A 1,283-nucleotide genomic window follows, 5' to 3' on the forward strand; every position below is an offset into this window, starting at 1 on the left:
TTTTGATGTATCGATACCGCTTCGAAAGAGCAAAGATGAATCACAAGATGTTTTATCATTTACACACTTATCAGAAGAGGAAAAAAACCAGCTCAGCAATCTTAAGCTGAAAGTTGTTAGCCCTTGCACCTTCGAAACTGAAATAATATCAGCAGATCTCAGAAGTTCAGGCCTTAATATTAATGCTGAGCCAAGCAGTCATTTATTATTTTCATGTAACCAGGATATACCCGATTTAAGCACTCGCGTTAACGCGTTATTAGGAAAATACTCCTTGCCCACCATACTTCTTCTAAGTAGCGACCTAATCCCCCAGTTCGATGATCTGCCTAGCTCGGTTCACTTAATTGAAGCTCCCTACACTAGTGAAAAAGTACTCAATCACTTTCTAGATAAGCAAACGTCAATAGCCTCAGATGAAGAAACGCCTATAACACAAGGTTTAAAAGGCAAAAAAATATTAGTGGCAGAAGACAATAAAATTAACCAGCTAGTAGTAAACGAGACACTCCTCTTACTCGGCGCAGAAATCACGTTTGCCAACAATGGCCTAGAATGTATTCAATGCTTACGAGAAAGTCAGTACGACCTGATACTGATGGATATTCAGATGCCAGAAATGGATGGCTTAGAAGCTACACAAATTATTATCACAGACTCGCTTGCTCCGGACACCCCTATCGTTGCATTGACAGCGAATGTCTTTAAAGAAGATATTGACACTTATATTGCTGCAGGAATGAAGGCCCACCTGCCCAAACCCTTCGAGCCTGAAGCCTTATGCCAACTTATTGAAGAGCTCAGCTAAAATCAGCTCTAAGTATCATCAAATAACCGCGCTATGAACACTTTATTAAATTGCATACCCTTACTCCCAAAACCCTATCGCGGGTTAATGTTCGCTAATAGTACTAAACAGAGCTAAATCCTATGAGTGTACTTATACACTCATAGCCAAGGTAACGAGCAATAGCTAAGATCTACTCTCTTAAGAATGAAACCAGTTCATTTTTCGGCATAGGTTTAGCAAAATAGTAGCCCTGGAATACATCGCAGCCATTGGCTGCCAAAATATCAGCCTGTTCTTTAGTTTCTACACCTTCAGCGACGACGGGAATAGATAAACTCTTGCTTAAGTTGATAATACTTTTTGCCAGTAGCCAATCCTGCTCGTCAATCAAAATATCATTAACGAAGCTTCGATCGATTTTCAGTTCATTGATAGGTAATTTACTCAGTACACTTAGAGAAGAGTAGCCTGTACCAAAGTCATCCAAAGAAGT

At 39.8% G+C, this 1,283-nt stretch carries 2 protein-coding genes; one reads left to right on the forward strand and one right to left on the reverse strand.

Going from position 1 to position 1,283, the window contains the following annotated elements:
- The coding region (locus A3766_RS26805; RefSeq protein WP_156509173.1) for a response regulator at positions 1 to 808 on the forward strand (808 nt) is incomplete at its 5' end.
- Between the two features lie 172 nt (positions 809 to 980).
- Here the strand turns inward: A3766_RS26805 and A3766_RS26810 are convergent.
- The coding region (locus tag A3766_RS26810; protein WP_156509174.1) for an EAL domain-containing protein at positions 981 to 1,283 on the reverse strand (303 nt) is incomplete at its 5' end.

The organism is Oleiphilus sp. HI0132 (assembly GCF_001635845.1).